Below are 22,784 nucleotides of genomic sequence, written 5' to 3' on the forward strand. Positions count from 1 at the left end.
AATCCACACCGAACCGGAAGGCCCTCACCTGCTTCAAGATCCCTCAGCCGAGACCTCGCTCACCCGTCCACAACCTCCCGGGACAGAACACCTAGAGCGGCTGCTGCCCATGGCCCAGGAGCAGGGGGTCGACATGGTCGTCGGCGGCCCCTACAGCTCCGGAGTCCTCGCCGGAGGCACCCACTTCGAGTACCAGCAGGCCCCGCCGGAGATCGTCGAGCGCGTCGGCAGGATCAAGGCGCTGGCCGAGAAGCACGGGGTGGGCATCAAGGCTGCCGCACTGCAGTTCTCCCTCGCCCACCCGGCGTCCGCCGCCGCGGTTCCCGGCGCCACGCGGCCCAGCCGCATCGCCGAGGACGTCGCCGCCCTCGCCGAGGACATCCCGGCCGCGTTCTGGACGGAGCTGCGTGCCGCCGGGCTGGTCAGCCCGGCCGCCCCGCTCCCGAACGGCGCCTGACCCCCGTGCCCGGCACGGAATCCCCCCACACACCTTACGCAGCAACAGGAGAAGCGATCATGGCTTCCACCTCCGTCTCCCGTACCGTCGCCGCCTCGCCCGAGAGGGTGTGGAGCCTCATCGGCGGCTTCGACGCCCTGCCCGACTGGCTCCCCTACATCCCCGAGAGCACCCCGTCGGAGGGCGGCCGGGTCCGCCGGCTGAGCAATGCCGGGGGAGAGACCATCGTCGAGCGCCTCGTCGGCTTCAACGAGGCCGAGCGCCACTACAGCTACGCCATCGTCCGGGCGCCCTTCCCCGTCAGCGGCTACGTCTCCACCATCCGGGTCCACCCCGTCCCGGGCCGGGACGACGTCGCCGAGGTGCAGTGGTCCGGGCGCTTCGCCCCGGACGGCGTCACCGACGACGAAGCCGTCGCGCTCTTCACCGGCATCTACGCCGACGGTCTCGACGCCCTCGGCAAGACCCTCGCGGCCTGACGCCGACGCCCCACCGCGGGCCGGAGGCACCCCGTACGTGCCCGGTCCGTGGCGTCGCGGCACGCGTTGCGCACCGCGTCCGGCCGTCGGATCGTGAATCCATGAGGATCGACGACGGGACCGTGAACGGCGCGGGCGTGTGAACGGCGCGCCGTCGGTGCCGCCGCGGCGGAGCGTGGCGCCGCTGGAACTCTTCTTCGACCTGGTCTTCGTCTTCGCGATCGGCCGGCTCGCGGAGCACCTGCACGGCGAGCTCTCCTGGCGCGGCGCGGCCGAGACCGCGGTCATGCTGGTGGCGGTGCTCAGCCTCTGGGCGCTGACCAGCTTCGACGCCACCTTCCTGGACGTCGAACGGCCCCGGACCCGGTGGCTGGTCCTGGTCGTGATGGGACTGGGCCTGTTCATGAACGCCCAGATCCCGCACGCCTTCGCCGGGCGGCCGTGGGCCTTCGCCCTTCCCCTGGTCGCCATTCTGCTCCTGGTCGACCTCACCGCAGCCCTGGCCGCCCCGACCCCGGTCCTGCGCCATCACTACCGCCGGGTGTCCGCGTGGGCCGCCTTCTCGGTGCCGTTCTGGCTGATCGGTGCCGCCGCGGAGCCCGGGCCCCGGGTGGTCTGGTGGGCGGTGGCCGCCGCCGTCGACATGGCGGGTGTCTGGCTGGCCCACCCGCTGCCCCGCGACCGGCTCTCCTCCCGGAACCTCGCCTTCGACGCCGAGCACATGGTGGAGCGGATCCGTCTGTTCATCATCATCCAGCTCGGCGAGACGGTCCTGACCATCGGTGCGGCGATCTCCGACGCCCCCGTCGAAGCGGCCACCGTGGCGGCCGGGCTCGGTGTGTTCGTCGCGCTGGTGTGCCTGTGCTCCAGCTACTTCCAGGGCGGCGAGGACATTCTCGCCCGGCATGTCGCGGACACGGCCGACAAACTGCTGCCGGTCCGCCGCGCCGTCAGCGGCCAGTACCCCACCCTGGCCGGTCTGGTGGCGCTCGCCGTCGGCGCCGAGCTCGCCATCGGCCACCCCCTGGGCCCCGGCGGCATCACGCTCGGCCTCCTCCTCTTCGGCGGGCCCATCCTCTACGTGATCACCCAGGCGTGGTGGTACTTCACCTCCACCGGGCAGGCGTGGGGTGCCCGGCTCCTGGCCTGCCTGGCCTTCGCCGTCGCCGGTGTCGCCGCCGTCCGGATCCCGCCGCTGGCCTCGGTGCTGATCCTCGACGTCCTTCTCGTCGCCCTCGTCGTCCCACTGCGACGGGTGCACCGGCGGGTCCTCACGACGATGACGGCCGGAACCCGCGCGGGGCCGTGAGCCCGGGGATCCGCCGCCCGCCGACGGCGGATCCCCGGCCCCGGCCGTCAGTCGGTGGAGGCCGTCCAGCCCCGGGCCTCCACCCGGGACGCGTCGCGGGAGCGGCTGTCGTCGAAGAGCGTGCGGCCGTCGTCCTCGACGCGCACCGCGTCCACGTACACCCCGCGGCCGACGTAGAGCTGGTCGGTCGCGTACCGCCAGCGCAGGCGCAGCTCCGTGCCGCGCCAGGCGGTGAGGTCCGCCTCCAGGTCGTGCCACACCCGGCCGGACCAGCCCGAGACCGAACCGGCGGGATGGGCCTCCGACTCCGGACGGGGCCGCCCCGGGGCCGGGACGGTGGTGAACGGCACGGGCTGCCAGGTCGCCCCGGCGTCCGCCGACGCCTCCAGGAAGAGGAAGTCGGAGCCGGGCTCGGTGTCCCACCACAGGGCCGAGCGCAGCCTGGCCCGCGCGGAGGCGGGCCGCAGCGCGGGCAGGGTGAGCGTCGCGGTGGTGGCGCTCGCCATGCCGGAGAACCACGCCGTGCGCCCGTGCGCGGGGCGGACCGCGACGGCGCGGGCCATCCGGTTGGCGGTGGCGACGCGCGGGGCGCTGCCGGAACGCCAGTTGCGCACCGGGTGCACCGAGTTGCCGAGGACGATCAGGAAGGAGTCGGTCGTCGGGTCCAGCACGAGACTGGTGCCGGTGAAGCCGGTGTGGCCCGCAGTGCGCGGAGTGGCCATCGCTCCCATGTACCAGTGCTGGTAGAGCTCGAAGCCGAGGCCGTGCGCATCGCCCGGGAACGCGGTGTTGAAGTCGGTGAAGAGCAGGTCCACCGAGGCGTCCGAGAGGATGCGGGAGCGCCCGTACACCCCGCCGTTGAGCAGCGTACGGGCGAGGACCGCCAGGTCCCAGGCGCAGGAGAAGACCCCGGCGTGGCCCGCCACCCCGTCCAGGCTGTAGGCGTTCTCGTCGTGCACCTCGCCCCAGACCAGTCCGCGGTCCAGCCCGGACCAGGGCTGGCGGGCGTCCTCGGTCGCGGCGATCTTCGGCTTCCAGGCGGCCGGCGGGTTGTAGCGGGTGCGGTGCATCCCGAGCGGGGCGGTGATCTCCTCGCGGAGCAGGACGTCCTGGGCGCGGCCGGTGATCTTCTCCAGGACCAGCTGGAGCGAGATCAGATTGAGGTCGGAGTAGAGGTAGACCGTTCCGGGCGGATTGGCCGGGACCTCGTCCCACAGCAGGCGCAGCTTCCCCTCGCGGGTCGGCTCCTTGTAGAGCGGGATCCAGGAGCGGAACCCCGAGGTGTGGGTGAGCAGATGACGGATGGTGATGTCCTGCTTGCCGCCGCCCGCGAAATCGGGGAGGTACGAGGCGACCTTCGCCTCCAGCTCCAGCTTTCCGCGCTCGATCTGCTGCACGGCCAGGATCGAGGTGAACAGCTTGGAGACCGAGGCCAGGTCGAAGACGGTGTCCTCGGCCATCGCGATCTGCTGGTCAGGCGGGAACTCCACCCCGGTGTCGGTGGTCTCGTCGTACGCCGCGTAGCGCACGGCCATGCCGATCGGCCGGTGCAGGGCGACCGTTCCGCCGCGCCCGGCGAGCAGCACCGCCCCCGCGTACCAGGGATGCTTGGGGGAGTCGGCGAGGAACTTCTCGGCGTCGGCCACCAGTTGGTCCAGGGGCTCCTGGAGCAGCCCGGCGCGGGCGGCGGGCCCGCGCCGCAGCGTCGGGCGGTCCTGCCCGGGCGCGGCGCCCCCGGATTCCGTTGTGCGCACAGCCGACGATCCCGTCTCCGCTTCCATGGCCGACGCCTGCCCCGCGAACGGGATCGGCGCCAGGGCGATCGCCCCGCCCAGGGCCAGCATCCCACCGCCCAGCCTCCGCCGGCTGATGCCTCTGCCCGCCGCGTCCTCGGTCATCCGGAGCCCCTTCCGCTGCACGAAAATAACTTTCGTAATCTCGTCCGCCACTGAAACTTCTTGCCGACGCAGAGGTTACTGTCACCCCTGCCGTCACGGGGGTCCCGTGCGCCGGAAAGAATCTGACTGGGCATCAGAAAATCTCTTCCCTCGGCCGCCCGGCTGCGGCATCCTGCCGCCCATGGAGACGGAGCTGAGCAAGAAACTGGGAGTCGAGCACGCCATCTTCGGCTTCACGCCGTTCCCGGCGGTGGCCGCGGCCATCACCCGGGCCGGTGGCTTCGGCGTCCTCGGCGCGGTCCGCTACACCGCCCCCGACGAGCTGGCGCGCGATCTCGACTGGATGCAGGAGCACACCGACGGCAAGCCGTACGGGCTCGACGTCGTCATGCCCGCGAAGAAGGTCGAAGGGGTCACCGAGGCCGACGTCGAGGCGATGATCCCGGAAGGGCACCGCCGGTTCGTCCAGGACACCCTCGCCAAGCACGGCGTACCGGAACTCCCCGAGGGCGAGGCGTCCGGCTGGCGGATCACCGGCTGGATGGAGGAGGTCGCCCGCAACCAGCTCGACGTCGCCTTCGACTACCCCATCAGGCTCCTCGCCAACGCCCTCGGATCGCCGCCCGCCGACGTCGTACAGCGCGCCCACGACCGGGGCGTCCTCGTCGCCGCCCTCGCCGGAAGCGCCAAGCACGCCCGCCGCCACGCCGAGGCGGGCATCGACATCGTCGTCGCCCAGGGGTACGAGGCGGGCGGCCACACCGGCGAGATCGCCTCGATGGTCCTGGTCCCGGAAGTCGTCGACGCCGTCGGACCGCTCCCCGTCCTCGCCGCCGGAGGGATAGGCAGCGGGGAGCAGATCGCCGCCGGGCTCGCCCTCGGCGCCCAGGGCGTCTGGCTCGGCTCCCTCTGGCTGACCACCGAGGAGGCCGACCTCCACTCCCGCGCCCTGACCCGCAAACTCCTCGACGCGGGCTCGGGCGACACCGTCCGCTCCCGCGCGCTGACCGGCAAACCCGCGCGCCAGCTCCGTACCGAATGGACCGACGCCTGGGACGATCCGGCGGGCCCCGGACCGCTGCCCATGCCGCTCCAGGGGCTGCTGGTGGCCGAGGCCGTCTCCCGGATCCAGAAGTACGAGACCGGGGCCCTGCTCGGCACCCCGGTCGGCCAGATCGTCGGCCGGATGAACAGCGAACGCAGTGTGCGGGCCGTCTTCGACGACCTGACCCGCGGCTTCGAACGCGCCGTGGACCGGATCGACCGCATCGCCGGACGGAGCGCCTCATGACACCGCCCCCCAACGGCTTCTGGGCCCAGGCCACCGCCGATCCCGGCCGCACCGTACTGATCGCCCCCGACGGCGAGCCATGGACGGCCGGCCGGCTGCACGCCGCCGCCAACCGCATGGTCCACGGGCTGCGCGCGGCCGGACTGGAACGCGGCGACGCGTTCGCGGTCGTCCTGCCGAACGGCGTCGAGTTCTTCACCGCCTACCTCGCCGCCTCCCAGGCCGGCTTCTACCTCGTCCCCGTCAACCACCACTTCGTCGGCCCCGAGATCGCCTGGATCGTCGCCGACTCCGGCGCCAAGGTCCTCATCGCCCACGAACGGTTCGCACGGGCCGCGGCCGACGCCGCCGACGAGGCGAAACTCCCCGCGAGCCACCGCTACGCCGTGGGCACCGTCGACGGCTTCCGCCCGTACGCCGAACTGCTCGAAGGGCAGCCCGGGGACGCCCCGGACGACCGCACCCTGGGCTGGGTCATGAACTACACCTCGGGCACCACCGGCCGCCCGCGCGGCATCCGCCGCCCGCTCTCCGGCCGCCTCCCCGAGGAGAGCCACCTCGGCGGCTTCCTCGGCATCTTCGGCATCAAACCCTTCGACGGCAACGTCCACCTGGTCTGCTCGCCGCTCTACCACACGGCCGTGCTCCAGTTCGCCGGCGCCTCCCTGCACATCGGCCACCCCCTGGTGCTGATGGACCGCTGGGCCCCCGAGGAGATGCTGCGGCTGATCGACACCCACCGCTGCACCCACACCCACATGGTCCCCACCCAGTTCCACCGCCTGCTCGCCCTGCCGGACGACGTCAAACAGCGCTACGACGTCACCGCCATGCGGCACGCCATCCACGGCGCCGCGCCCTGCCCCGACCACGTCAAACGCGCCATGATCGACTGGTGGGGGAAGTGCGTCGAGGAGTACTACGCGGCCAGCGAGGGCGGCGGCGCCTTCGCCACCGCCGACGACTGGCTGAGGAAGCCGGGCACGGTCGGCCGGGCCTGGCCGATCAGCGAACTCGCCGTCTTCGACGACGACGGCAACCGGCTGCCGCCCGGCGAGCTCGGCACCGTCTACCTGAAGATGAACACCGGCGGCTTCAGCTACCACAAGGACGAGACCAAGACCCGGAAGAACCGCATCGGCGACTTCTTCACCGTCGGCGACCTCGGCCTCCTCGACGAGGACGGCTACCTCTTCCTCCGCGACCGCAAGATCGACATGATCATCTCCGGCGGCGTCAACATCTACCCCGCCGAGATCGAGGGCGTCCTCCTCGGCCACCCGGCCGTCGCCGACGTCGCGGTCTTCGGCATCCCGCACCCCGACTGGGGCGAGGAGGTCAAGGCCGTCGTCGAACCGGCCGAGGGCCACCGGCCCGGCCCGGAGCTCGCCGAGGCGATCCTGCTCCACTGCGAACAGCGGCTCGCCGGATACAAACGCCCCCGCACCGTCGACTTCATCGACACCCTGCCCCGCGACCCCAACGGCAAGCTCTACAAACGGCGGCTGCGCGACCCCTACTGGGAAGGGCACTCCCGGGCCGTGTGAGCCGGACGGCCGCCGCCCGGCGGCGGCCGTACCGGGGCTCTGGCAGGGTGAGGCCCATGAACGCGCGCACCACGGTCCGGGCACTGTCGACCCAGTGGACGGTGGCCGTTCCGGTCCTCGCCGCCCTCGCGCTGGTGTTCAGCTGGGGCCGGGAACTGCCCACGTTCGCGGTCGTGGTGGTCGCGCTCTGCCTGGCCGGCGCCGTCCTCGCCGCCGTGCACCACGCCGAGGTCATCGCCCACCGGGTCGGGGAGCCGTTCGGCTCGCTCGTGCTGGCCGTCGCCGTCACCGTGATCGAAGTGGCCCTCATCGTCACCCTGATGGCCGACGGCGGCCCCAAGACGACCGCACTGGCCCGCGACACCGTCTTCGCCGCCGTGATGATCACCTGCAACGGGATCGTCGGACTGTCCCTGCTGGTCGGGGCGGTCCGCTCCCGCGTCGCCGTCTTCAACGCCGAGGGGTCCGGGGCCGCCCTCGCCACCGTCGCCACCCTGGCCACGCTGAGCCTGGTCCTGCCGACCTTCACCATCGGCAAACCCGGCCCCGAGTTCTCCAGCGCCCAACTGACCTTCGCCGCCGTCGCCTCGCTCTTCCTGTACGGGCTCTTCGTCGCCGTCCAGACCGTCCGGCACCGCGAGTACTTCCTGCCCCTCACCCCGGAGGGCGCGCTGAAACCGGACGAGCACCACGCCCCCCTGCCCGGCCGGGGCGCCACCGTCCTCAGCGTGGTGATGCTGCTGGTCGCGCTCGTCGCGGTCGTCGGCGACGCCAAGTCCGTCTCCCCGACCATCGAGTCCGGGGTGGAGGCGGCCGGCATGCCGCAGGCGGTGGTCGGTGTCGTCATCGCCCTGCTGGTCCTGCTGCCGGAGACCCTCGCGGCGGTACGGGCGGCCCGCCGCGAGCGCGTCCAGACCAGCCTCAACCTCGCCCTCGGCTCGGCGATGGCCAGCATCGGCCTGACCATCCCGGCCATCGCCCTCGCCTCGATCTGGCTCCACGGCCCGCTCCACCTCGGCCTCGGCGCCACCCACATGGTGCTGCTCGCCCTCACCGTGGTGGTCGGCGCGCTGACCGTCGTTCCGGGACGGGCCACCCTGCTCCAGGGCGGCGTCCATCTGTCGATCTTCGCCGCCTTCGTCTTCCTCGCGATCAGCCCCTGACCGTCCCGAACCCTTGACCAGCGGGTTCCGGCCGCACAGGATCACGCCATGACAGGTGTACGGAGCAGCACAGTCGACGGAGTCCTGGCGCGCAGCGCCCGGCGCACCCCGGAACGCACCGCACTGCGGTACGCCGACCGGTCGTGGAGCTACGCCGAACTCGACGCGGCCGTCAGCACGGCGGCCGCCGTCCTCACCCAGGAGCACGGACTGCGCCCGGGCGACCGGGTCGCCTGCTACGCGCACAACTCCGACGCCTATCTGATCGGCTTCCTCGGCTGCGCCCGCGCCGGCCTCGTCCACGTACCGGTCAACCAGAACCTCACCGGCGGAGACCTCGCGTACCTCCTCGAACAGTCCGGCAGCACACTGGTCCTCACCGACCCGGACCTCACCGGCCGGGTCCCCGGCACCTTCCCGGTCCGCCCGCTGCGCGACGCCCCGGACTCCCTCCTGGCGGCCACCGCCGTACCGCGCCCCTTCGCCCCGGAGCGCGGACCGGCCGCGGGCGACCTCGTGCAGCTGCTCTACACCTCCGGCACCACCGCGCTGCCCAAGGGCGCGATGATGACGCACGGCGCCCTCGTCCACGAGTACGTCAGCGCGATCACCGCACTCGACCTCAAGGCCACCGACCGGCCCGTGCACGCCCTGCCGCTCTACCACTCCGCGCAGATGCACGTGTTCCTGATGCCGTACCTCGCGGTCGGGGCGGAGAGCATCGTCCTCGACGCGCCCGACGCGGACCGGATCCTCGAACTCGTCGAGACCGGGCGGGCGGACAGCGTCTTCGCCCCGCCGACCGTCTGGATCGGCATCTCCCGCCACCCCGGCTTCACCACCCGTGACCTCGGCGGGCTGCGCAAGGCGTACTACGGCGCGTCGATCATGCCCGTACCGGTCCTGGAGCGGCTCCGCGAACGGCTGCCCGCGCTCGCCTTCTACAACTGCTTCGGACAGAGCGAGATCGGCCCGCTCGCCACCGTCCTCGGCCCGGACGAGCACGAGGGCCGGATGGGCTCCTGCGGTCGCCCCGTCCTCTTCGTCGAGGCCCGGGTCGTCGGCGAGGACGGCCAGGAGGTGCCCGACGGCACACCCGGCGAGGTGGTCTACCGCTCGCCCCAGCTGTGCGAGGGCTACTGGGACAAGCCCGAGGAGACCGCGGCAGCCTTCCGGAACGGCTGGTTCCACTCCGGCGACCTCGCGGTGCGCGACGCGGACGGCTACTTCACCGTCGTCGACCGGGTGAAGGACGTCATCAACTCCGGCGGTGTCCTGGTCGCCTCCCGGGAGGTCGAGGACGCCCTCTACACCCACCCCGCCGTCGCCGAGGCCGCTGTCGTCGGCCTGCCCGACGAACGCTGGATCGAGGCGGTCACCGCCGTCGTCGTGCTGCGTGGCGAGGCGACGGCCGACGAACTCATCGGCCACGCCCGCGAGCGGCTCGCCCACTTCAAGGCACCGAAACGGATCCGCTTCGTGGACGAGCTGCCGCGCAACGCCAGCGGGAAGATCCTCAAGCGGGAACTGCGCGACCGGTTCGCCGGGGAGGTGCGGTGAGAGCGGCCGACGAGCGACCGGTCAGGTTCGAGGACCGGCCCGTCACGGGCCCGTCCCGGAGGGCGGCCGTCGGGTGAGGGACGGTGCGCAGGGCGGCGGGCCGGGCGCGTAACAGGGGCGTACCAGCGTGGGGGCCGCCGGAGCGCTCGACGCGCGTACGCACTTCGGCGCCGCGAAGGCGGTCGGGGCCCCGCCGAGGCCGTGTGCGCCCCGGTTTCCGGAGTCGCGAGGGCCGCTGATCCGGTCGCCACGCGCCGGGACGGGATGCGCCGGTCACTCCTGGCCGGGGCCGGCGGCGGACCGGTCCTCGGCGTCGAACGCGGCCAGGGCGCGGACCCCCGGTCCCAGGGCCCGTCCCAGGGCGCGCAGAAGCGACTCCTCCACCCCGCCCAGGGCTTCGGAGAGTTCCTCGGACACGTCCCGCGCGATCTCCTCCGCCACCGCGTCCACGGAGGTCCGGGGGCCGAGCTTGCTCACCGCGGCGGCCGCGCGGGCGGGGGTGAGCAGCGCCGACGCCTGGACCAGGAGCCAGGCGGGAACCCCCGCCGCGCCCTGCGGCGGCACCAGATAGGGCCGGGAGCCGTCGAAGCGCTCGTCCTCGGCGAACGCCTTCTGCTTCACCTTCACCACCGGGCGGACCCCGGCACCGTCCGGGCCCGCCTCCCGCCACTCGGCCGCGGGCTTGAGGACGTACCCCTCGGCCAGGTTCTCCGTCAGCCCGGGAAGGCCGAACAGGGCCGGGACGCGGGTGGGGAAGGCGCAGGGCAGCTCCTGGAGCCCGTTCAGCGGGCCCCGGCCGACCACGGGTACGCAGACGAGCCCGGTGTCGGCCGCCGTCCGCCGCAGCTCCCGGTCGGAGAGCCACCACCGGCCCCCGCCCGTCTCGACCGAGGCGTCGAACGGCAGCCACCGCAGCGCCGGCGCGTACCAGACCCCGGTCTGCACCGGTTCGACCCCCGCGACGGCGGGGACGTCCGGGTGCGGGTAGCGGCCGCCGGCGAGCTCCCCGTAGACCGTCACCACCGCGTCCCCGCCCCACGCGGCGCGCGTCGCCGAGGCGAAGCGGGCCGCGGCCACCGACAGTTCCGGCCAGATCCTGCTGACGCCGAAGAAGCCGTCCAGGGCGTCGTCGCCCAGGGACTCGCGCCGCTTCGCCGGGCGGGCCCCGGCGCCGTCGCAGACCACCGCGAAATGCGCCCCGTGGACCTTCTCCACCGCGATCCACTCGCGGACCCCGGACAGGCCGAGCCGCTGCTTGGCGGAGATCTTCGGATAGGGCCGCAGGGCGGGACCCGTTGACGTCGTGTCGGACACACCGGGAATTGTGGCCGCGCGGTCCGAACCCGGGCAACCGGGATTCCCCGAGGATGGGGAGCAGGGCGGGCCGGCGGGCTCGAAGTGTGCCAACTGGTAAGGAGGGAACGCGACTTGTGCTGGAATCAGGGGCATGAGCGATCGTGGGGAAGGTGCGGGGGAAGGGGCCCCGGGGGAGTCGGACCCCGGGGGCCGGTTGTCCGCCGAGGCCGAGCGGCTGTGTGACGAGGCGCGGAAGGGAATCCGGCTCGCCGACCGGCGGGCCCGGCTCTGGGCGGTCATCGATGTCGTCCTGGGCTTTCCCGCCGCCCTGCTCGCCGCCGTATCCGGTGCGGCGGGTCTGGCCACGGCGGACGCGCGTGTTCCCGCGGCGCTGCTGGCCCTGGTGTCCGCGGGGCTGTCGGCAGGGGCCGGATTCCTGCGGAGCGACGACCGGCGGGTGGCCCACAAGCGGGCGCGGACGGCGTGGGCCGCCCTGGAGGGCGAGGCCGTCGTCGTGTTGGCGGACGGACGGCTCGACGAGGAGGGGCTGCGCCGCCTGTTCGGACTGCGGCAGGCCGCGCTGGCGGCGTACGAGGGCGACCCCGCCTGACCAATCGCGGAGCGCCGCCGCCCCGGGCCGGTGCGTCGCGGCGGCCGCCCGCGTGCGGGGCCGGGCCCCGGTGCGACCGCGGGCCCGGTCGGCCCGGCGGTCTGGGTCCATGGGCGGGCCTCCGGACCCTACCCGTGGGCCCCGGTGCCGCCGCTACCGTTCTGGTCCCGGTAGGCATACGGCCCCGGTGACGCGAGTAATCCATGATGAGGTGACGCGTGAAACGCAGTGACCGCACACGCCTGGACATGCGCGCGAGCGCGGGGCAGACGGCGATCGAGTACCTGGCCCTGCTGGGGACCGTCGTCGCCGTGATCGGAGCCGTGACCGCCGCGGCCATCGGGAGCGATGTCTCCCGCGTCACGCACGCCCAGATCTGCCGCATCACCGCGGCCGTGGGCGGAGGGGGCGGTGACTGCCTCGACGACAACGATGTCAAGCGTGTGGTCGGGCCGCCGGAGGCCGGGGATCCCGTCGAACCCGGCACCCTGCGCACCGGGGCCGGCGACCTCGGCGCCCCGTTCGTCAGGAAGTCCGCCGGAAAGGACCCCGGCAAGACGGTGAACGCGCTCCCCGACCTCTGCTTCGAGCCCCGGGAATCGCAGTCCTCGGTCTCCGTCCCGGGCAGCGGCGTTCTCGGCAAGACCGCCGCCTGGGGGTACTCCTGGCTGGTCAACTTCGTCATCGACAAGATCGACAACGAGAAGAACAAGGAGAAGCGGGTCAAGCTGGCACTCGCCGACCTCGCCTACTGCCTCCCGGACTACAACATCGTCATCGCGCAGCCGCACGAGGGCAATCTGCAGCAGATGGACGGCACCGCACTGATCGAGACGGTGGAGATCAGTGGCACCACGTACCGGGTGTACGCCTTCAAGACGGGCACGTTCACCTGGGCGGACGGTGCCGATCTCGGCTGGAAGAACCGCGCCTTCCAGGGGTACTTCGACGTCAGCGACGACCGCCGTACCGTCACGTTCCGGGAACCGCCCCGCCCCAAGCGCAAGGAGGGCTGGAAACCCGGCGACGAGGGCTGCCAGGTCGAGGGACAGGAACCGCCGGACCGGAGCCGGTACTACAACACGTACTCCCCGCTGGACAACGAGGGGTCGACGCAGGCGGTACGGATGCTGGTCAACGACATGCGCCGCTGCTACCCCGACTACAACGTGGTCGCGATGCACTCCGAACAGGCGTCGCACTGGGTCGAGAAACCGGACTCGTTCGTGCACCACGGCAGGTACCGGCTCAACTCCAACGAGTACCACGACACCGAGAGCGGCGACGACATCGCCTCCGGCCGGGCCGTGTTCGACCTCTACGTCTTCGACAAGGGCACGTTCAGCAACGACGGCGACGGCGGCTACACCAACTGGGCCTTCTACGGCGACTTCACCCGGGACGGCTCGAAGGTCGCCTTCGACAAGCCGCAGCCCGCCGACCTGAACGCCGACTCCACCGCCACCGGATCGGGCACCGTCGACTTCGACGACGGCTCGCCGAAGTACACGGGCGGCGGCCCCTATCCCGGCACCGACTACTCCGGCAAGGTGCCCGGCGACCGGGCCGAGCTCACCCATTCGCTGATCGACGAGTACGGACGCGGCTTCCCCGGCAAGAACATCATCGTGGCGAAATCGTTCGACGACCTCTCCTTCACCGGGGTGTCCGGCCTCGAACACCTCGCGGTGGTGGACGGATTCGACGTGTTCGCCCTCGACAGCGGCACCATCACCAACAAGGGGGACGGCGGCTGGAAGAACTGGGGCTTCACCGGCACCTTCGACTACGCGGCGGACGGCAAGGAGGTGACCTTCTCCCCCCGGTGAACCGCCTGCCCGGTGAAGCGGACGCGCCTACCGCTCCCCGCGCTCGTCCACGATCCGGCGGAACTTGCCGACCGACCGCTCCAGCGTCTCCGGATCGACGATCTCGACCCCGACCGACACCCCGATCCCGTCCTTGACGGCCGCCGCGATCGACGCCGCGGCGGCCGTCCGCCGCTCCGGAGCGGCCCCGGCCCGCGCCTCCGCCCGGACGGTCAGCACGTCGAGGCGGCCCTCACGGGTCAGCCGCAGCTGGAAGTGGGGCGACACTCCCGGCGTACGCAGCACGATCTCCTCGATCTGCGTCGGATAGAGGTTCACCCCGCGCAGGATCACCAGGTCGTCGCTGCGCCCGGTCACCTGCTCCATCCGCCGGAACACCCGGGCGGTGCCCGGCAGCAGCCGGGTCAGGTCCCGGGTGCGGTAGCGGATCACCGGCATCGCCTCCTTGGTGAGCGAGGTGAAGACCAGCTCGCCCTCCTCACCCTCGGGCAGCACCTCGCCGGTGAACGGATCGACCACCTCGGGATAGAAGTGGTCCTCCCAGATGTGCAGCCCGTCCTTGGTCTCGACGCACTCCTGCGCCACCCCGGGGCCCATCACCTCGGAGAGGCCGTAGATGTCGACCGCGTCGATCGCGAACCGCTCCTCGATCTCGCGCCGCATCTCCTGCGTCCACGGCTCGGCACCGAAGATCCCGACCCGCAGCGAGGTCGACCGGGGATCGACGCCCTGCCGCTCGAACTCGTCGAGCAGCGTCAGCATGTACGACGGGGTCACCATGATGATCTCGGGGCGGAAGTCCTGGATCAGCTGGACCTGGCGGGCGGTCATCCCCCCGGAGGCCGGGACGACCGTGCAGCCGAGCCGCTCCGCCCCGTAGTGCGCGCCGAGCCCGCCGGTGAACAGCCCGTACCCGTAGGCCACATGGACCTTCATCCCGGGGCGCCCGCCGGCGGCCCGGATGGAGCGGGCGACCACATCGGCCCAGATGTCCAGGTCGCGGTCGGTGTAGCCGACGACGGTCGGGCGGCCCGTGGTCCCGCTGGAGGCATGGATGCGCCGGACCCGCTCCTCGGGGACGGCGAACATCCCGAAGGGGTAGTTGTCCCGCAGGTCGGCCTTGGTGGTGAAGGGGAAACGGGCGAGGTCGGCGAGGGTGCGGCAGTCCTCCGGGCGCAGCCCGGCGCGGTCGAAGGCGGCGCGGTAGTGCCCGACGTTCTCGTACGCGTGGCGCAGCGTGGCCCGCAGCCGCTCCAGCTGGAGCGCTTCCAGCTCGTCCCGGCCCAGTCGTTCCGCCTCGTCCAGCAGGGGCGCCATCGGGATCTCCCTCTTCCGAGCAACGACCGATCATTCGGTCGATCTTTCGATAGCAGTAATTCAGTTCGGTCCGCCGGATGGCAAGAGGCGCGTCGGCACTGATCGGGGCCGGTACTTCGCTCATACCGAACAGGGCCGCACGGACCGGCCGGCCCTGTTTGGATGGCGGGCATGCCGATCTTCCACGCATATGACGGGACCGAACTCTCCTACCGCCTCCTGGGCGAGGGCGCGGCGCTGATCTGCCTGCCGGGCGGGCCGATGCGGGCGGGCGCGTACCTGGGAGACCTCGGTGGGCTCGCAGCCCGCCGCCGGCTCGTGGTGCCGGACCTGCGCGGCTCCGGGGACTCCGCGGTGCCGGACGATCCGTCGACGTACCGCTGCGACCGGCTGGTCGACGACGTCGAGGCGCTGCGCGAACACCTCGGCGAGGAGCGCGTCGACCTGCTGGCCCACTCCGCCGCCGGCAACCTCGCCGCCCTGTACGCGGCCCGCCACCCGGGGCGGCTGCGCACCCTGACGCTCGTCACCCCCGGCACCGTGGCGGTGGGCATCGAGGTCACCGAACAGGACTGGTACGAGGCGAGCGAACTGCGGCGCGACGAGCCCTGGTACCCGCGGGCGCGGGCCGCCCTGGACGGTTTCCTGGCGGGCGGCGCGCCCGACGAGGTCCGGGCCGCCGTCGCCCCGTTCGCCTACGGGCGGTGGGACGAGGCCGCCCGCGCCCACGCCGCCGCCGGGCCCGGGCTGACCAACTCCGCCGCGGCCGCGCACTTCTACGCGGACGACGCCTTCGACCCGCCCGCCACCCGGGCCGCTCTGGGCGAGGTCACCGCACCCGTACTGGTCCTCGCGGGGGAGTACGACGCGGGCCCCACCCCGGACCGCGCCGCCGAGCTGGCCGCCCTCTTCCCCGACGCGGAGTTCGTCGTCCAGCGCGGCGCGGCGCACTTTCCCTGGCTGGACGACCCGGGCGCCTTCGTCCGCACGGTGGAGGCCTTCCTCGATCCCGACGTACGCAGTGTGCACGCCGGAGGGACCCGGCTCGCCTACCGGGTGTGGGGGGAGCCGTCGGCGCCGCCCGTCGTGCTCGTCCACGGCCGGTGCGACGACAGCCGCACCTGGGCCCGGATCGCCGAGGACCTCGCGGCCGAGCACCGGGTGTACGCCTTCGACTTCCGGGGGCACGGGCTCAGCGACTGGCCGGGGCGCTACTCCTTCGAGCTGTTCCGGGACGATCTGCACGCCTTCCTGGAGGTCCGCAATCTGGCCGGGGCCACCGTCGTCGGGCACTCCATGGGCGGTGCGGCCGCCCTTCTGCTCGCGCAGCGGGAGCCGGGGCTGATCGGGCGGCTCGTCCTGGAGGAGGCGCCGCCGCCGTTCCCGCTCGACCCGCCACGCGCCCCCGCCGTACGGCCCGAGGGGGAGCTGGCGTACGACTGGCCCGTGGTGCCGTCGACCGACGCCCAGCTGAACGCACCGGACCCCGGCGTGCGGGACCGGCTCGGGGGGATCACCGCCCCGACCCTCGTCATCGGCGGCGGCCCCACCAGCCATGTCGACCAGGAACGGCTGGTCTGGCTGGCGGGGCGGATACCGGACGGCCGGTTCCGGAGCATCGACGCCGGTCATCTCGTCCACACCGAACGCCCCGGGGCCTATCTCGCGGCGCTGAAGGAGTTCGGCCTGTCCTGAGCCGGCGGAGGGCGGCGGTGGCGGGTCAGGCGCGGTCGAGCAGCGAGGTGAGGACCTCGTACAGGGTCTGCTCGGCATCGGCCACCGGGCCCGCCGACCGCCAGGCCACGAAGGCGTCGGGGCGCACCAGCACCGCACCCCCGCGCGTCGTCCCGTGCGCCTCGGCCCAGTCCGCGCCGCCCTCCGGCTCCAGATCGGAACCCGGGCCGATGCCGTACGCGGGCAGCCGCACCGTGAGCCGGGCCGCGACCCGTTCCGCCGCCCGGCGCCACACCGTGTCCTCACCGTCCGTGAGCAGCACCAGTGTCTGCTCGTACAGATCGAGCGTGGACTTGCGCTCTTCGCCCTGACGGACCCACAGATGCGGAGCGCGACTGCCTGGTTCACCGTTCAACCGCACACCCTGGGGGACCACCGGCTGCTCGGGGTCGACCCCCAGCACCGCGCCCCGGGCGTAGCGGTAGCCCAGCGCCACGCTCAGCATGCCGCCCTGGCGCCCGCCGCCCGCCCCGGGCGCCGCCTCGTACCCCGGGTGGCTGTGCTCGCCGGAGCGCGCCGACGCCCGCGCGCTCGTCGCCCGCGCCACCGGCAGCCGCTCCGCCTCGTAGCTGTCCAGGAGCCCGGGACCCGCCTCGCCCTTCAGCACGGCCGCCAGCTTCCAGGCCAGGTTGTGCGCGTCCTGGATGCCGGTGTTGGAGCCGAACGCCCCGGTGGGGGACATCTCGTGCGCCGAGTCGCCGGCGAGGAAGACCCGTCCGGAGGAGTACCGCTCGGCGACCCGCTCGGCCGCGTGCCACGGCGCCTTTCCGGTGATCTCGATGTCCAGATGCGGCGCGCCCACCGCCGTGCGGATGTGCCGGGCGCACCGCTCGTCGGTGAAGTCCTCCAGGGTTTCCCCGAGTTCGGGCTTCCACGGCGCGTGGAAGACCCAGTCGCGCTTGTTGTCGACCGGCAACAGGGCGCCGTCCGCGTCGGGGTTGGTCAGGTAGCAGACGATGAAGCGCCGGTCGCCCAGCACATCGGCCAGACGCAGTGAGCGGAAGGTGATGCTGACGTTGTGGAAGAGGTCCCCGGGACCGGTCCGGCCGATGCGCAGCTGGTCGCGGATGGGGCTGCGCGGCCCGTCGGCCGCGACGAGGTAGTCCGCGCGGACACTGATGTGCTCGCCGGTCTCCCGGTTCTTCAGCGCCGCGTGCACCCCGGAGGGGTCCTGGTCGAAGCTCTGCATCTCGGTCGAGAACCGGAGATCACCGCCCTGCTTCCGGGCCTGCTCCAGCAGCACCGGCTCCAGGTCGTTCTGGCTGCACAGGCACCAGCCGGTCGGGCTGAAGCGGGCGATCCCGCCGCCCGGGTCGATCTCCTTGAACAGCCACTCCTGGTCGTCCCCGGTCAGTGAACCGGCTTGCAGGATGCCGTGGTTGCCGGCGAGGACGGTGGCCGCCCGGCGGATGCCCTCCTCGGCACCCGCCGTGCGGAACACCTCCATCGTGCGGACGTTGTTGCCGCGGCCGCGCGGGTGTGTCGAGGTGGCCCGGTGCTTTTCGACCAGCAGGTGTTCGATCCCGAGCCGGCCGAGAAAGAGTGATGTGGACAGGCCCACCAGGGAGCCGCCCACGATGAGGACCGGTACGCGAATGTCGACGTTCTCGTTCATCAGCTGCTCCTGCTCCAACGCCGTTCGGATGCATTGTTCAATGCCCTGGTGAGAGCGGTTCGGACGGCTGCTCACCTGAACGGTTCATAAATCTCGCGCCACCCGGACCAGCGTTTCACGATCGGTCACGGAGACGATGCCCGCGGCCCTGACGCGGATCACGCACGTTCGCCGGGAGAGACCCCGCTCCGGAAAACCACTCGCCACCCGACGGCCGGCGGCAGGCCACCCCGCCCGCCGGACCGTCTCGAAGGAGTTCGCAAAGATGACCACCACCCTCTCGGAACGGATCTCCCAGTCGGCCTTCGACGGCTCCCGACTCCGCGTCGTACTCCTTCTGGACCTCTACGACGGGGCCCAGAAGGAGTTCCTGGAGGCCTACGAGCACATGCGCAACCAGGTGGCCTCCGTCCCCGGGCACCTCAGCGACCAGCTCTGCCAGTCCATCGAGAACCCCTCGCAGTGGCTGATCACCAGCGAGTGGGACAGCGCGCCCCCCTTCCTCGCCTGGGTGAACAGCGAGGAGCACGTCGCCACCGTCCAGCCGCTGCACAACTGCGTGCGCGACACCCGGTCGCTGCGGTTCAGCGTCCTGCGGGAGACCGGGAAGGCCTTCGAGATGGCGCCCGACGCGGCCAAGGGCCGCCTCCAGGCGGCCCCGCGCCTGGGCGACGGAGTGGTGCGGCACGCCCTCACCTTCACCGTCCGCCCCGGCACCGAGGACGTCGTGGCGAAGATCCTGGCCGACTACGAGTCCCCGGACGCCCGGGTCGACGCGGAGACCCGGCTGCGCCGCACCTCGCTCTTCATGCACGGCAACCGCGTCGTGCGCGCCGTCGAGGTCGAGGGCGACCTGCTCGCCGCGCTCCGCCACGTCGCCCGGCAGCCCGAGGTCAGGGCCGTCGAGGAGGCGATCAACCCGTACCTGGAGCAGGACCGGGACCTCAGCGACCCGGACTCCGCCCGGATGTTCTTCACCCGGGCGGCGCTCCCCACCGTCCACCACGTGACCACCGGCCGGCACCCGGCGCAGGACGTGCGCCGCCACGCCCTCTTCTACCAGGCCAAGGAGGGCTGCGGCATGGCCCTCGCCCGGCTCCTCGCCGAACAGGACGAGGAGGCCGCCGAGAACCCGGCGAGCATCGTCGAGAGCAGCACCATCTTCCAGCGCGACGACGTCGTCGTCCGCCTCCTCGAAGCGGTCGGCCCGATCGAGGACCAGGCCGCCCAGGTCGTGGGCGTCGACGGCACCGGCAAGGAAGCCAGGTTCGGACGGCTCCTCGACGGCGACGCCGTGCCCACGGACGGGCCGGGGCTCGCCCGCTTCCTCAAGGAGTCCGAGATGACCCTGATCACGGACCGGCAGGCCATGGAGTCCTGAACCGCGCATAAACGCCCCCTGGGGGGTTCTCGCTCGACCCGTCGACACAACACGCAATGCGCCAGGAGGAGAACAGACATGACCACGCACCGGCCACGCATCGTGGACCTCAGTGAGACGCAGCCCAACCGCAGGCGCGGCGGCGATCTCCGTGCCATGCTCACGCCCACCGCGGTCGGGGCCACCAGCGGCTTCATGGGGCTGGCGATCGTCCAGCCCGGCGAACGCATCGGCGAGCACTACCACCCGTACTCCGAGGAGTTCGTGTACGTGGTGGACGGCCTGCTGGAGGTGGACCTGGACGGCGAGCCGTACCGGATGAGCCCCGACCAGGGCCTGCTCATCCCGCCCTACATGCGCCACCGGTTCCGCAACGTGGGCGACATCGAGGCGCGGATGGTCTTCCATCTCGGCCCGCTCGCCCCGCGCCCGGAGCTCGGCCATGTCGACACCGAACACACCGGGTCCGCCGACCGCGTAGCCCCGCCGGAACGAACGGAGGCCGCCTCATGACCCGCCGCGTGGCGGTCACCGGCGTCGGCGTCGTCGCCCCCGGCGGCATCGGCGCCCCCGCCTTCTGGGACCTCCTCGCCAACGGACGGACCGCGACCAGGGGCATCACGCTCTTCGACCCGGCCGGCTTCCGGTCCCGGATCGCCGCCGAGTGCGACTTCGACCCGGCGGCCCACGGACTGGACGCCGACACCGTCGCGCGGCAGGACCGCTACGTCCAGTTCGCGATGGTGGCGGCCCGGGAGGCCCTCGCCGACGCGGGCCTGGACCCGGAGAAGGTTGACCCCTGGCGGATGGGGGTGTCGCTGGGCACCGCGGTCGGCGGCACCACCCGGCTGGAGCACGACTACGTCGCCGTCAGCGAGCACGGCGCCCGCTGGGACGTCGACCACCAGAAGGCCGACCGCCATCTGGAACGGGCCTTCTCGCCCAGCACCCTGGCCTCGGCGGTGGCCGAGCAGGTCGGCGCGCACGGCCCGGTGCAGACCGTCTCCACAGGCTGCACCTCCGGCCTCGACGCGATCGGCTACGCCTTCCAGTCCGTCGAGGAGGGCCGCGTCGACATCTGCGTCGCCGGGGCGTCCGACTCACCGATCACCCCGATCACCGTGGCGTGCTTCGACGCGATCAAGGCCACCTCGGCCAACAACGACGACGCCGAGCACGCCTCCCGGCCGTTCGACGCGCGCCGGGACGGCTTCGTGATGGGCGAGGGCGGCGCCGTCCTGGTCCTGGAGGAGCTGGAGCACGCCCGCGCCCGCGGCGCCACGGTCTACTGCGAGATCTCCGGCTACGCCACCTTCGGCAACGCGTACCACATGACCGGGCTCACCCCCGAGGGCCTGGAGATGGCCGAGGCGATCAACCGGGCCCTGGCCCACGCCCGGATGGACGGCTCGCGGATCGACTACGTCAACGCCCACGGCTCGGGCACCAAGCAGAACGACCGGCACGAGACGGCCGCCGTGAAGCGGGCCCTGGGCGCCCACGCCTTCGACATCCCGATGAGCTCGATCAAATCCATGGTCGGCCACTCCCTGGGAGCGATCGGAGCGATAGAAATCGCGGCCTGCGTACTCGCCCTGGTGCACCAGACGGTGCCGCCGACGGCGAACTACGAGACCCCCGACCCCGAATGCGACCTCGACTACGTGCCGCGTACCGCACGGCCCCTGAAGCTGCGCAGCGTCCTCTCGGTGGGCAGCGGATTCGGCGGATTCCAGTCCGCGGTGGCCCTGACCCGGACAGGTGGGAGGACCCCATGAACACCCGCAAGGCCCGGCGCACCGTCGTCACCGGCATCGGTGTGGTCGCCCCCAACGGCACCAACACCGAGGCCTTCTGGAAGCGGACCCACGAGGGCATGAGCGTCCTGGACCGGGTCACCCGCGAGGGCTGCGAGCACCTGCCCCTGCGGGTCGCCGGCGAGGTACGGGGATTCGAACCGGCCGGACTGATCGAGGAGCGCTACCTCGTCCAGACCGACAAGTTCACCCACTTCGCGATGGCCGCCGCCGACATCGCGCTGGAGGACGCCCGGCTCGGCCGCGCCGACTACGAGGCGTCGCCCTTCGACGTGGGCGTGGTGACCGCGGCCGGATCGGGCGGCGGCGAGTTCGGCCAGCGCGAGCTCCAGCGGCTCTGGGGCCAGGGCTCCACCTATGTGGGCCCGTACCAGTCCATCGCCTGGTTCTACGCGGCCAGCACCGGCCAGATCTCCATCCGCGGCGGCTTCAAGGGGCCGTGCGCGGTGGTGGCCAGCGACGAGGCCGGCGGCCTGGACGCGCTGGCGCACGCCGCCCGCTCGATCCGCGGCGGCACCGCGGCGGTGGTGGTCGGCGCGGCCGAGGCCCCGTTGGCGCCGTACTCGGTCGTCTGCCAGCTCGGCTACGACGACCTCAGCACCGAGGAGGACCCGGGCCGCGCCTACCGGCCGTTCACCTCGGACGCCCGGGGCTTCGTCCCGGCCGAGGGCGGAGCCATGCTGGTGGTCGAGGAGGAGAGGTCGGCGCTCCGGCGCGGCGCCAAGGTCCGGGCCGAACTCGCCGGGCACGCCGCCACGTTCACCGGGGCGGGCCGCTGGGAGGAGTCCCGCGAGGGCCTCGCCCAGGCGATCATCGGCGCCCTGCGGGAGGCCGACTGCGCGCCCGAGGAGATCGACGTCGTCTTCGCGGACGCCCTCGGAGTGCCGGCCGCCGACCGGGCCGAGGTGCTGGCGCTCGCCGACGCCCTCGGCGCACACGGCAGCCGGGTGCCGGTGACGGCGCCCAAGACCGGGATCGGACGCGCCTACTGCGGGGCGCCCGTACTGGACGTGGCCGCCGCGGTGCTCTCGATGGAGAACGCGCTCATACCGCCCACGCCGAACGTCTTCGAGGTGTGCCACGACATCGACGTGGTGACCGGCAGCGCCCGCCCCGCCGAACTGCGCACGGCGCTGGTGCTCAGCCGGGGGCTCATGGGCTCGAACTCGGCGATGGTGCTGCGGCGCGTCACCGACCCCCGAACGTGACAAGGAGAAGTCCCGATGACCGACCGACTGACCTACACGGAACTCGCCGCGCTGATGAAGAAGGGCGCCGGGGTCACCGTCGACCCCCGCGACATGGAGCAGCGCCCCGGCTCGGCCTTCGACGAGTACGGCCTGGACTCGCTGGGCCTGCTCGGCATCGTCGGCGTGCTGGAGAACCGGCACGGCCGGGCGCTGCCGGCCGACGCCGACCGCTGCAAGACCCCGCAGGAGTTCCTCGACCTCGTCAACAACAGCCTCATGACAGGAGCCTGA

The 22,784-nt window shown here is 72.5% G+C and carries 19 protein-coding genes; 15 read left to right on the forward strand and 4 right to left on the reverse strand.

The window, feature by feature from the left end:
• The 3 genes from ACIQGQ_RS23180 to ACIQGQ_RS23190 all read left to right on the forward strand — a co-directional run.
• Nucleotides 1-457: aldo/keto reductase (locus ACIQGQ_RS23180; RefSeq protein ID WP_402398539.1), on the forward strand; the 457-nt coding region annotated here is incomplete at its 5' end.
• A 59-nt stretch (nucleotides 458-516) separates the two neighbouring features.
• Nucleotides 517-936, forward strand: a complete 420-nt coding sequence (locus tag ACIQGQ_RS23185; RefSeq protein ID WP_402398540.1) for an SRPBCC family protein — start codon at nucleotides 517-519, stop codon at nucleotides 934-936.
• Between the two features lie 139 nt (nucleotides 937-1,075).
• Nucleotides 1,076-2,245: a low temperature requirement protein A gene (locus tag ACIQGQ_RS23190; protein WP_402398541.1), complete on the forward strand. Its 1,170-nt coding sequence runs from the start codon at nucleotides 1,076-1,078 to the stop codon at nucleotides 2,243-2,245.
• Nucleotides 2,246-2,292: 47 nt separating this feature from the next.
• On the opposite strand, the gene ACIQGQ_RS23195 is transcribed toward ACIQGQ_RS23190, so the two are convergent.
• Nucleotides 2,293-4,143 carry a serine hydrolase gene (locus tag ACIQGQ_RS23195; protein ID WP_402398805.1) on the reverse strand — a complete coding sequence of 617 codons (1,851 nt, stop codon included), beginning with the start codon at nucleotides 4,141-4,143 and terminating at the stop codon, nucleotides 2,293-2,295.
• Nucleotides 4,144-4,324: 181 nt separating this feature from the next.
• Between ACIQGQ_RS23195 and ACIQGQ_RS23200 the strand changes: the two genes are divergently transcribed.
• Genes ACIQGQ_RS23200 through ACIQGQ_RS23215 form a run of 4 tightly spaced genes read left to right on the forward strand, consistent with a single transcriptional unit; the run spans nucleotide 4,325 to nucleotide 9,704 of the window.
• Nucleotides 4,325-5,434 (forward strand): NAD(P)H-dependent flavin oxidoreductase, encoded by a 1,110-nt coding sequence (locus tag ACIQGQ_RS23200; RefSeq protein WP_402398542.1) that lies wholly within the window; start codon nucleotides 4,325-4,327, stop codon nucleotides 5,432-5,434.
• Complete coding sequence (locus ACIQGQ_RS23205; RefSeq protein ID WP_402398543.1) at nucleotides 5,431-6,981, forward strand: acyl-CoA synthetase; 1,551 nt, start codon at nucleotides 5,431-5,433, stop codon at nucleotides 6,979-6,981. The genes ACIQGQ_RS23200 and ACIQGQ_RS23205 overlap by 4 nt, the downstream gene beginning before the upstream one ends.
• 56 nt (nucleotides 6,982-7,037) lie before the next feature.
• Nucleotides 7,038-8,144, forward strand: coding sequence for a calcium:proton antiporter (locus ACIQGQ_RS23210; RefSeq protein ID WP_402398544.1), 1,107 nt, complete (start codon nucleotides 7,038-7,040; stop codon nucleotides 8,142-8,144).
• Nucleotides 8,145-8,192: 48 nt separating this feature from the next.
• Nucleotides 8,193-9,704 (forward strand): acyl-CoA synthetase, encoded by a 1,512-nt coding sequence (locus ACIQGQ_RS23215; RefSeq protein WP_402398545.1) that lies wholly within the window; start codon nucleotides 8,193-8,195, stop codon nucleotides 9,702-9,704.
• 273 nt (nucleotides 9,705-9,977) lie between these two features.
• Here ACIQGQ_RS23215 and ACIQGQ_RS23220 read toward each other — a convergent pair whose 3' ends face one another.
• Entirely contained in the window at nucleotides 9,978-11,018 is a 1,041-nt protein-coding gene (locus tag ACIQGQ_RS23220; protein WP_402398546.1) for an RNA ligase family protein, read from the reverse strand.
• Between the two features lie 133 nt (nucleotides 11,019-11,151).
• Between ACIQGQ_RS23220 and ACIQGQ_RS23225 the strand changes: the two genes are divergently transcribed.
• Together ACIQGQ_RS23225 and ACIQGQ_RS23230 are read left to right on the forward strand one after the other, a co-directional pair.
• Nucleotides 11,152-11,610 carry a hypothetical protein gene (locus ACIQGQ_RS23225; RefSeq protein ID WP_402398547.1) on the forward strand — a complete coding sequence of 153 codons (459 nt, stop codon included), beginning with the start codon at nucleotides 11,152-11,154 and terminating at the stop codon, nucleotides 11,608-11,610.
• Nucleotides 11,611-11,828: 218 nt separating this feature from the next.
• A complete protein-coding gene (locus ACIQGQ_RS23230) occupies nucleotides 11,829-13,439 on the forward strand; it encodes a Flp family type IVb pilin (protein ID WP_402398548.1) in 1,611 nt (536 codons plus the stop codon).
• A gap of 27 nt (nucleotides 13,440-13,466) precedes the next feature.
• On the opposite strand, the gene paaK is transcribed toward ACIQGQ_RS23230, so the two are convergent.
• The gene (paaK, locus tag ACIQGQ_RS23235) at nucleotides 13,467-14,756 is read right to left on the reverse strand and encodes a phenylacetate--CoA ligase PaaK (protein WP_402398549.1); all 1,290 of its coding nucleotides are present in this window, start codon (nucleotides 14,754-14,756) and stop codon (nucleotides 13,467-13,469) included.
• Nucleotides 14,757-14,927: 171 nt separating this feature from the next.
• Between paaK and ACIQGQ_RS23240 the strand changes: the two genes are divergently transcribed.
• Nucleotides 14,928-16,451 (forward strand): alpha/beta fold hydrolase, encoded by a 1,524-nt coding sequence (locus tag ACIQGQ_RS23240; protein ID WP_402398550.1) that lies wholly within the window; start codon nucleotides 14,928-14,930, stop codon nucleotides 16,449-16,451.
• Between the two features lie 25 nt (nucleotides 16,452-16,476).
• Here the strand turns inward: ACIQGQ_RS23240 and ACIQGQ_RS23245 are convergent, their stop codons facing one another.
• Nucleotides 16,477-18,105: an FAD-dependent oxidoreductase gene (locus ACIQGQ_RS23245; RefSeq protein ID WP_402398551.1), complete on the reverse strand. Its 1,629-nt coding sequence runs from the start codon at nucleotides 18,103-18,105 to the stop codon at nucleotides 16,477-16,479.
• A 265-nt stretch (nucleotides 18,106-18,370) separates the two neighbouring features.
• On the opposite strand from ACIQGQ_RS23245, the gene ACIQGQ_RS23250 reads away from it, so the two are divergent.
• From ACIQGQ_RS23250 to ACIQGQ_RS23270, 5 genes are all read left to right on the forward strand, one after another.
• Nucleotides 18,371-19,486 (forward strand): SchA/CurD-like domain-containing protein, encoded by a 1,116-nt coding sequence (locus ACIQGQ_RS23250; protein ID WP_402398552.1) that lies wholly within the window; start codon nucleotides 18,371-18,373, stop codon nucleotides 19,484-19,486.
• 78 nt (nucleotides 19,487-19,564) lie between these two features.
• A complete protein-coding gene (locus ACIQGQ_RS23255; RefSeq protein ID WP_402398553.1) occupies nucleotides 19,565-19,999 on the forward strand; it encodes a cupin domain-containing protein in 435 nt (144 codons plus the stop codon).
• Nucleotides 19,996-21,264: a beta-ketoacyl-[acyl-carrier-protein] synthase family protein gene (locus ACIQGQ_RS23260; RefSeq protein ID WP_402398554.1), complete on the forward strand. Its 1,269-nt coding sequence runs from the start codon at nucleotides 19,996-19,998 to the stop codon at nucleotides 21,262-21,264. Before ACIQGQ_RS23255 ends, ACIQGQ_RS23260 begins: the two co-directional genes overlap by 4 nt.
• A complete protein-coding gene (locus ACIQGQ_RS23265; protein ID WP_402398555.1) occupies nucleotides 21,261-22,511 on the forward strand; it encodes a ketosynthase chain-length factor in 1,251 nt (416 codons plus the stop codon). Before ACIQGQ_RS23260 ends, ACIQGQ_RS23265 begins: the two co-directional genes overlap by 4 nt.
• Nucleotides 22,512-22,526: 15 nt before the next feature.
• Nucleotides 22,527-22,784 (forward strand): acyl carrier protein, encoded by a 258-nt coding sequence (locus tag ACIQGQ_RS23270; RefSeq protein WP_352278791.1) that lies wholly within the window; start codon nucleotides 22,527-22,529, stop codon nucleotides 22,782-22,784.

Source organism: Streptomyces sp. NPDC092952 (assembly GCF_044754785.1).
In the GTDB taxonomy this organism is placed as follows: Bacteria; Actinomycetota; Actinomycetes; order Streptomycetales; family Streptomycetaceae; genus Streptomyces.

Bases quoted from the DNA above. Each gene is read 5' to 3' on its own strand.
- ACIQGQ_RS23210 (WP_402398544.1), top strand. From the start codon at position 7,038: ATGAACGCGCGCACCACGGTCCGGGCACTGTCGACCCAGTGGACGGTG.
- paaK (WP_402398549.1), bottom strand. From the start codon at position 14,756: ATGGCGCCCCTGCTGGACGAGGCGGAACGACTGGGCCGGGACGAGCTG.
- ACIQGQ_RS23225 (WP_402398547.1), top strand. From the start codon at position 11,152: ATGAGCGATCGTGGGGAAGGTGCGGGGGAAGGGGCCCCGGGGGAGTCG.
- ACIQGQ_RS23260 (WP_402398554.1), top strand. From the start codon at position 19,996: ATGACCCGCCGCGTGGCGGTCACCGGCGTCGGCGTCGTCGCCCCCGGC.
- ACIQGQ_RS23255 (WP_402398553.1), top strand. From the start codon at position 19,565: ATGACCACGCACCGGCCACGCATCGTGGACCTCAGTGAGACGCAGCCC.
- ACIQGQ_RS23270 (WP_352278791.1), top strand. From the start codon at position 22,527: ATGACCGACCGACTGACCTACACGGAACTCGCCGCGCTGATGAAGAAG.
- ACIQGQ_RS23245 (WP_402398551.1), bottom strand. From the start codon at position 18,105: ATGAACGAGAACGTCGACATTCGCGTACCGGTCCTCATCGTGGGCGGC.
- ACIQGQ_RS23205 (WP_402398543.1), top strand. From the start codon at position 5,431: ATGACACCGCCCCCCAACGGCTTCTGGGCCCAGGCCACCGCCGATCCC.
- ACIQGQ_RS23215 (WP_402398545.1), top strand. From the start codon at position 8,193: ATGACAGGTGTACGGAGCAGCACAGTCGACGGAGTCCTGGCGCGCAGC.
- ACIQGQ_RS23200 (WP_402398542.1), top strand. From the start codon at position 4,325: ATGGAGACGGAGCTGAGCAAGAAACTGGGAGTCGAGCACGCCATCTTC.
- ACIQGQ_RS23195 (WP_402398805.1), bottom strand. From the start codon at position 4,143: ATGACCGAGGACGCGGCGGGCAGAGGCATCAGCCGGCGGAGGCTGGGC.
- ACIQGQ_RS23250 (WP_402398552.1), top strand. From the start codon at position 18,371: ATGACCACCACCCTCTCGGAACGGATCTCCCAGTCGGCCTTCGACGGC.
- ACIQGQ_RS23265 (WP_402398555.1), top strand. From the start codon at position 21,261: ATGAACACCCGCAAGGCCCGGCGCACCGTCGTCACCGGCATCGGTGTG.
- ACIQGQ_RS23185 (WP_402398540.1), top strand. From the start codon at position 517: ATGGCTTCCACCTCCGTCTCCCGTACCGTCGCCGCCTCGCCCGAGAGG.
- ACIQGQ_RS23240 (WP_402398550.1), top strand. From the start codon at position 14,928: ATGCCGATCTTCCACGCATATGACGGGACCGAACTCTCCTACCGCCTC.